Source organism: uncultured Lamprocystis sp. (genome assembly GCF_903933125.1).
Taxonomy (GTDB): domain Bacteria; phylum Pseudomonadota; class Gammaproteobacteria; order Chromatiales; family Chromatiaceae; genus Thiodictyon.
Genome location: NZ_CAIZIZ010000357.1, coordinates 1 through 8,140, shown reverse-complemented (window position 1 = coordinate 8,140; position 8,140 = coordinate 1). Strand labels below are relative to the sequence as shown.

Annotated in this window: 5 protein-coding genes; 4 read left to right on the top strand and 1 reads right to left on the bottom strand. The window is 63.0% G+C overall.

Translation table 11 applies throughout. The features are described from left to right. The first annotated feature begins 375 nt into the window (after window positions 1–375). Together QZY03_RS18575 and QZY03_RS18570 are read left to right on the top strand one after the other, a co-directional pair. Window positions 376–1,254, top strand: a complete 879-nt coding sequence (locus QZY03_RS18575; protein WP_295583646.1) for a phosphate/phosphite/phosphonate ABC transporter substrate-binding protein — start codon at window positions 376–378, stop codon at window positions 1,252–1,254. Further along, a complete protein-coding gene (locus QZY03_RS18570; protein ID WP_295583645.1) occupies window positions 1,251–3,215 on the top strand; it encodes an ATP-binding protein in 1,965 nt (654 codons plus the stop codon). The genes QZY03_RS18575 and QZY03_RS18570 overlap by 4 nt, the downstream gene beginning before the upstream one ends. Before the next feature lie 543 nt (window positions 3,216–3,758). On the opposite strand, the gene selD is transcribed toward QZY03_RS18570, so the two are convergent. Beyond that, entirely contained in the window at window positions 3,759–4,817 is a 1,059-nt protein-coding gene (gene selD, locus QZY03_RS18565) for a selenide, water dikinase SelD (protein WP_295583648.1), read from the bottom strand. 555 nt (window positions 4,818–5,372) lie between these two features. Here selD and QZY03_RS18560 point away from each other — a divergent pair. Both QZY03_RS18560 and QZY03_RS18555 read left to right on the top strand, forming a co-directional pair. After that, a complete protein-coding gene (locus QZY03_RS18560; RefSeq protein ID WP_295583644.1) occupies window positions 5,373–5,660 on the top strand; it encodes a hypothetical protein in 288 nt (95 codons plus the stop codon). A gap of 1,117 nt (window positions 5,661–6,777) precedes the next feature. Further along, entirely contained in the window at window positions 6,778–8,073 is a 1,296-nt protein-coding gene (locus QZY03_RS18555) for a phospholipase D-like domain-containing protein (RefSeq protein ID WP_367268249.1), read from the top strand. Window positions 8,074–8,140 lie beyond the last annotated feature (67 nt).

Genomic DNA, 8,140 nt, shown 5'->3' with positions numbered 1-8,140 from the left:
CGGTCACCAAGACCTGCACGTGGCGCCAGGTCGGCGCGGTGAACAAGGGCGCAAACGCAAATCAAACCGGTACAATTGAGGCTGGCAGGTGGGGCATCCGCGGGTACGTCCGTTGTCTTGGTCGATCGCGGACGGTACTCCATTGGTGGCTCGCCTGCCTCCCCCTGTGCAGCGCCGCGGGCCACGCCCGCCGGCTGGTCGCGACGATCGGCCGCCGCAATCGCCGGCTCAGCACACGCTTCGGCACCGCCGTGGCGTCACGCGCGGGGCCTGCGACCAGCTGCGAAAATGGCCAAAGTCGAGTTTATAAGTTATGGCGTATTTATTGCCTAGTCTAGCGCGCCGAACGATTTATACGCATTAAGAGTGAACGCCATGCATCCGAAGCTCCTGGGAATCCTCGCCTGTCTCGCCTGTCTCGGCTGCCTGCTGGTCGTCGCCAATGCGACCGCGGACCAGCCGATCGCCCCGGCCGTCGACGCCGTGCCGGTGTTGACCTTCGGAGTTGTCCCGCAGCAGGCGACCAGTCTGCTGGTGCAGCGTTGGGTGCCGCTCCTGAACGCGGTCGGTCAAGCGGCGGGCGTGCGCATCGAATTCCGCACGGCGCCGGATATCCCGGCCTTCGAGGCGCGCCTGGCCGAGGGGCAGTATGATCTGGCCTATATGAACCCCTATCACTACACGGTCTATCATGCGGCACCCGGCTATCAGGCCTTCGCTCGGGAGCGCGGCCCTGGTATCCGCGGCATTCTGGTGGTCCGCAAGGACGCCCCGATCACCGACATCGCGGCGCTTGCCGGCCAGCCCGTCGCCTTTCCCGCGCCCGCGGCCTTTGCGGCGTCCATTCTCCCTCAGGCGGCGCTCCGTCAGGCCGGTATCACCGTCCAGCCGCACTATGTCCGATCTCACGAGTCGGTTTACCTGGCGGTCGCCAAGGGGCTCTATCCGGCCGGCGGCGGCATCGAGCGGACCTTTGAGAATACGGCGCCCGAGACCCGCGAGCAGCTCCGGGTGCTGTGGCGAACCCAGCCTTTCACACCACACGCTTTTGCTGCCCATCCGCGGGTCGACCCGCGGCTGATCAACCGGATTCGCGCGGCGATGACGGCGCTGGCGGACGCGCCGCCGGGTCAGGCGCTGCTTGCTGCCATCGAGTTTAAGGGCATTGATTCCGCCGTTGACGCTGACTGGGATGATGTGCGCGCGCTCGGCATCGACATCCTTGCCTTCCCCGCGTCTGACGCGCCGCCATGAAGGCCTGGTCCCCGCTCGGGCGGCTGTCGCTGCGGTTCAAGACCGTGCTTGGTATTGCCCTGATCGAGATCGTACTCCTGGCCGTGCTGGTCTGGCTGAGTCTCGATTATCTGGCGTCCACCAAGGCCGACGCCATCGCGGAACGGGCGCGTTCGACGGTCGATTTGTTCGCCATCCTGGCCAAGGATGCGGTGCTCTCCGACGATCTGGCCTCACTCGATACCTTTGCCGACGCGGTGATGCGCAACCCGGACGTGGCCTATCTGCGGGTTACCGGTCACGGCCGGCGGCTGGTCACCCGTGGTGAGGCGGCGGTGGCCGACGCCGCGGCCGACGGCCGCCAGGGGGTCGCGGTGGCCGGCGGTGTGCTGCACGCGCGCGCGGAGATCCGCGAGGCCGGGACCGGGTTCGGTCTGATTGAAATCGGCTTGTCCACCGCCGCGCAGGTGCAACTGGTCGATCAGGCGCGGCGGCGCCTGCTCGGCATCGCGCTGCTGGAGATCGCGCTGGTCGCCCTGTTTTCACTGTTGCTCGGCAGTTACCTCACACGCTCGCTGTGCATGCTCAAGCGTGCGGCGCAGGAACTCGCTGCCACGGGGGTCGTGGACGGGGGACTGAGTCACCGCATTCCGGTCGAAGGGCGCGACGAGTTGGCCGACACGGCGCGCGCCTTCAACCAGATGGCCGAGCGGCTGCAACGCAGTTATGACGCCTTGGAGGAGGCCCGCGCCGGTGCCGAGCGCGCGGCGGCCGAGGCACAGGCGGCGTCCGCGGCGGCTGATGCGGCCAATGCGGCCAAGTCCCGCTTTTTGGCCCACATGAGTCACGAACTGCGCACGCCGCTGAATGCCGTGCTCGGCACGCTGGACATGACGCGCGACTGGGTGCTGTCAACGGAGCAACGCGAGCACCTCGTCATGGCGAATGAGGCTGGACATGCCCTGTTGGAGTTGATCAACAACGTCCTGGATCTGTCGAAGATCGAGGCCGGCGAGATGACGCTGTTTGCGGAGCCGACGGCGTTGGCGGAGCTGGTCGAACGGGCGGCCGCCACCGTGCGTCCGCTCGCGCGCGCCAAGGGATTGGACCTGCGCATCGCGTTGGCCGCCGATCTCCCCGCCGCCGTGCAGGTCGACCCCTTGCGGCTGCGCCAGGTGTTGATCAATCTGCTCGGCAACGCCGTAAAGTTCACTGACTCCGGGCAGGTGAGTCTGGGGGTGCAGACTCTGTGCACCGGCGCGTCCTGCGAACGGTTGCGCTTCGAGGTGCAGGATACGGGAACAGGCATCCCCAAGGACCGCCAGGCGCGGCTGTTCGATGAGTTCAGCCAGATCCACGATGGCGCTGTGAAGCAGTCGGGCGGCACCGGACTGGGGCTCGCCATTTCCCAGCGCATCGTCAACTTGATGGGAGGGCAGATCGCGATCGACAGCGCGCCTGGGCAAGGCAGCCGGTTTTCCTTCGAGCTGACGCTTGCGGTTGCGCAGCGGGCGGTCGTGCCCGTCGTCGCAGCGAAGCCTGTGTCCGCCTGTCACTTACCAGCCGGGATGACCCGTCGGGATTTGCCCATCCTGTTGGTGGATGACGTGAAAACCAACCGGATGGTCGCCGCGGCGGCCTTGACCAAGGCCGGCTACGTGGTGCGCACCGCCGACAACGGGGTCGAGGCCCTGGCGGCAGTGTGCCGCGAGCCGCTGGGGAGCGTGCTGATGGACGTCTCCATGCCGGTGATGGACGGGCTCGAGGCCACGCGGCGGATACGGTCCCTGGCCGGGTCGGTGCGGGCGTTGCCGATCATTGCCATGACGGCCCATGCGCTCACGGAAGAAGAAGACCGCTGCCGCGCGGCGGGTATGGACGATTTTATCACCAAGCCCTTCGCCCGCGAGCGTTTGCTCACCGTGGTGGACTTCTGGCATGGAAGCCGGCATCTGCGGACGACGGAATTGGACGTCTCCTGATGGCTGTTATCCTAGAAAGAGCAGTTGCACCACAAAGACACAAAGGACACAAAGGACACAAAGGACACAAAGGATTTCAATGTGTTGCGTTGAAATGATGGATCACCAGCCAGGTGAGGCGCATCATGACAATAACCCATTGTCTTTTTCGCTCATGGGGCGAATTGTGTGGCACCCTCATGTGCCAGGAAAGCCCCCAAGATGAATCAACCACCTGTGCTGGCCAAGCGTAGGCCAACCACACAGTTAGCCCTATAAGCCTCTAACTTAAGGTAATTTCGGCGAAAAATCCAACCCGTAGGAGCCCGCTTGCGGGCGACGGGTGGGGGCACAATGACGCGATTCCGGCAGGTCACGTCGCCCGCAAGCGGGCTCCTACGGAGGTGCTTGCTTCTTGATAGCGTCTTACTCGGAAATCGCCTAAAGTCCGACAGGCTGCTAGGGGCGGGTTCCAAACCCGCCCCTACTCCGGATCGCGGGGCGCCCGAAGCGATGACCGACAGAGATCGAAAGTGGGCCGATTGGCCGGCGGCTGCCGCGTCCCTAACGACAAGACACCGCGGCCGGTCCCGTGAACAACGCGCCGATCACCGCTGCTTGCGCGAATCCGTCCGCACGGAAGCGCTCCAGCACCGCTCCGGCCGTGTCCGGGGCGCAGGCCACCAGCAGCCCGCCGCTGGTCTGGGCGTCGCAGAGCAGGCGTTGGGTCCAGGCGGGCAGCGCCGGGTCCAGGACCACCTCAGCCCCATAGCTCGCCCAGTTGCGCTCGATGGCGCCGGGACCATGCCCGGCGCGCGCCAAGTCCAGCGCGGCGGGGAGCACCGGCACGGCGGCGACCTCCACGCGGGCGCCAACCCCCGAGGCCCGGCAGACCTCGAGCAGGTGCCCGAGCAGGCCGAAGCCGGTCACGTCGGTCATCGCATGGACGCCGGGCCATTCGGCAAAGGCGATGCCGGGTCGGTTGAGTCGGGTGGCGGTATCGAGCAGGGCCTGGTAGCCGGCCTCATCCAGCAAGCCTTTTTTCAGTGCGGCGCTCAGGATGCCGATCCCCAGCGGTTTGCCCAGGATCAGCAGATCGCCGGGGCGGGCGTCGGCGTTGCGTTTGATCCGATCCGGATGAATGGTCCCCATGACCGCCAGTCCGTAGATCGGCTCGGGCGCGTCGATGGAGTGGCCGCCGGCCAGGGGGATACCGGCCTCATGACAGATCGCCGCGCCCCCGGCCATGATTCGCCGCACCTCGGCCATCGGCAGGGTGTTGATCGGCATCCCGACGATGGCCAGCGCCAGCACCGGTGTCGCCCCCATGGCATAGATATCGGAAATGGCGTTGGCGGCGGCGATGCGGCCGAAGTCGTAGGCATCGTCCACGATGGGCATGAAGAAATCCGTGGTCGCCACCAGCGCCAGATCGTCGCGGAGCCGAAACACCGCGGCGTCATCCGCCGTGGCGTTGCCGACCAGGAGATCTGGGTGGGGGAAGCCCATGGACAGCCCGGCCAGGGCCTCCTGTAAGACCTTGGGCGCGATCTTGCAGCCGCAGCCGCCCCCGTGGGACAGTTGGGTGAGACGGATCGGGTCGGTGGGGGGCGGCGTGGTCATGGGGTCGGGACCTTGGGGTGATGGCGGACGGGCGTGGGAGTCGAACTCACCCAGGGCCGCCTGACGGCCCCAACTGGATTTGAAGTCAAGCTCATTCAACATTCTACAACAAAGGACAGCAAGAAAAACAGGCTGTTACCCCGTCTCGATTGTTGCGCTTGCTGGTGGATAAGTGCCGTTTTTCGCTGGCGAGTGCGCCACCAGTGCGCCACGGGTGCGGCTGGCCCTTTCGGTCTCGTCTGGTCGTTCGCGGTGAGCTGATGTCCATCGGCAAGGCCCGCCCCAAGGGGTTTTCCCGTCCTGACGTAGTAACCTTGTGTCATAGCGCGGTAGGCAGAAGCTGAGCTATAGTGATACTTGTGAAACAATTGGTTGCGTGATCCATATATTGTGGTTTCGCATTTCGTGGACCACTATATCTAGTACCCCCATAGCCGAGAACACCTAGATGAACACTCAAGCACTACATGCGCAAGATGCTAACGGCTGGCACTTGGCAGCACCGGGAAACCTGCGAGTTATCGTCTGAAAAAAACAAGATATGAGCGTAAACCAATGACAGAAGACCACGAGCAAGCGCAATCGTTATTCCCGGCAAACTGCCCGACAACCTACTTTAACGGGTTTGCCATCATGGTGGGAACCGGCGATGTAGTCATTGCGCTACAGCTAAACGGAAGGCCGACCCAGGTCATGAACACATCTTATACTGTCGCCAAGACGCTTGCTGAATCGTTGACTAAAGCAATTGACGAACTTGAGCGCAAAACCAACACAATCATATTGACCACTAAGAATGTGGGAGACGCCATCACAACAGAGATAGACCAGAACTCGCCATGAACCACTCAGCGTTACTTAAGATAGAAGGCTTCCTAAACCTAGGCAATGGATGGTGCTACGGTGAAGGAAGACCATGTTTGCCTTCGACTGCAAACAATGCTAAGCAGCTTGTCGTCTTCTTTCTGGCAAACGGATTTACCACAATTGACGCCTTTCCAGGAATCAATGGAGAGGTTCGGGTAACTGCGTACACAAGAAATGACTACATTGAGTTTACTTTTGAAAACAATGGTTTATTGACCTTTCTGCAAGAAAAGAACAACGAAGAGATAGAGTATGAGGAAAATCTGAGCCTAAGCGATTGTTATGAGAAAATAAGAAGCCTGAGAAGCCTATGCAACTTATACGAGTCATTCATGACAAACATTACGACAAAAACAAAAAACGATTCCAAAGTCTTGCTTTTCGTAACTCCTCAGAAGGGGGTATCTCGGTCGTCTGTAATCAGTGCGCCATGGAGTATACTGGAGAGATATGTAGACACCTTCATGACTACTACCCCCATGTCATCGGATCGCCAATCATATTCTGGATGTTCGATACATCCATCTTGCCAAACACTCACACAATAGCGGTAACGCCCAGCGACACCGGAGATCCATGCCATCGTGACATCATGGAAATATCGAACAGAGATGCTGAGCGTATATTCAAGAATAATACTTCGTTTCCGTCATCGTTTCGCGTCTGCGATCCATGCGGAAATCATCGACCCATGGCGAGAGAGGATCTAGCCAACTCAACGATCTAGGCCCGCCCTCGGCGGCCACCTCCGCCAGCTTAACCACCCTGCCCGACATCAAGGGACGCCCCACCAGCAAGGAGCCCCGTCGGCAGGATCGCGCGGGCCTTGAGCTGCGCCCGACCTCGGCAATGGTGCCCGGCCAAGTGCCGGCACGCACAAGCCAGAGCCTCACCGTCTGATCCACCGTCACAACGGTAACACTATCGCCGGTCAGTCGCCCGGACTTTGATCCCGGCCGCGGCCCCCCGACAATCATCGCCAGCCATCGGGCTCGACACCAGGTGGAATCCGGCGGCGACCCTGGGATGCTCACCGGCAGACGGCGAAGCCTGTGCCCGGTCTATCCCGGACCTGACGTTTGGCTTGGCCCTTGTGCTTCGGTACGATGCCCCATCGGTGCCCCCCGCGGGGTTTACCCTCCCTACTCGTCAGGCAGTCAACGGACACCAAATGGAAACGACCGCCCATTTCGAGAAGATCCCCCAAGAGATCGCCCGGCGGTTGAACGCAGCGACGCAGGAAATCGTCGTCGCGGTCGCTTGGTTCACCGACCGCGATCTCTTTGATGTGCTGTGCCGACAGGCCGGGCGGGGCCTGCGGGTGCGGCTTGCGGTCCTGCACGACCGGATCAACGTCGGCGCCGGCCGGCTCAATTTTGAGCGACTCAAGGACATTGGCGGCGAGGTCTTCCTGATCCCCGCGGGCGACGACCGCGACCCGATCATGCACCACAAGTTCTGCGTCATCGACCGCGCCACCGTCATCATCGGGTCCTACAACTGGACCAAGCGGGCGCAGGCCAACGACGAGAGCATCACCGTCATCGCCGCCGGTGCCGACGACCTTGAGACCGGCATCGCTGCCGACTACCTCAACGCCTTCGACGCCCTCCTGGCCAAACACGGCCAAAGCACGCCGGCCATCGACCAGGCCCAGATTCGCCGTCGCCTGGAGATCGTCCGCAACCTCCTGTTGCTCGACGAGTGGGACACCCTCGCCCCGCAACTGGAGAAGCTCCGCCCCGCGGGTGCCGCGGCCCGTCTCGAACCCCTGTTCACCGCCCTGCAAGGCCGCGACACCGCCACGGCCGTGGCCTGGATCGCCGACTACCTCCAGCGCGCCACGGCCCTCACCATCGCCACCGACCAGGACATCGCCGACCTGCGCCTGACCCTGCGCGGCCTGGAATATCAGGTCACCGCCCTGTCCGACGACAAGGCCGAGATCGAGCGGCTGATTCATGCCTTTTCGCTCCGCACCAGTCACGAGATCGGCGACCTGATCACCCGCTACCTGGAACTGTGCGCGGACAAACTCCGCCGTCAGGCCGCGGTCGAGCAGGAGGCCGCAGCGGAGGCCGACAGCGCCCGCGCCGATTACGAGGACTACCGCGACGCCAACGAGACCGCCCGCGACACCCCGGCGCCCCCGCAACTCCCGCCCGACTCCGTCAAGGAACTGAAACGCCTCTACCAACAGGCCAGCCAGAAGTGCCACCCGGACAAGGTGGACGCGGCCGACCGCGCCGGGACGGCTCGATGGAAAACAGTAGCAATAGCTACTACGATCGGACCAGGAAGTACTGACCCATGGCAAACGTCGAGAAACTCAGCATTGCCCTCACCCCCCAGATGGCCGGCTTGGTCCGGGGCGCGGTCGAGAGCGTAGAGTATCTCGACTTTGGCCATTTTTGCAGCTGGGCGCAGGCCCCGCACGTGACGCCACGGCGGTGCCG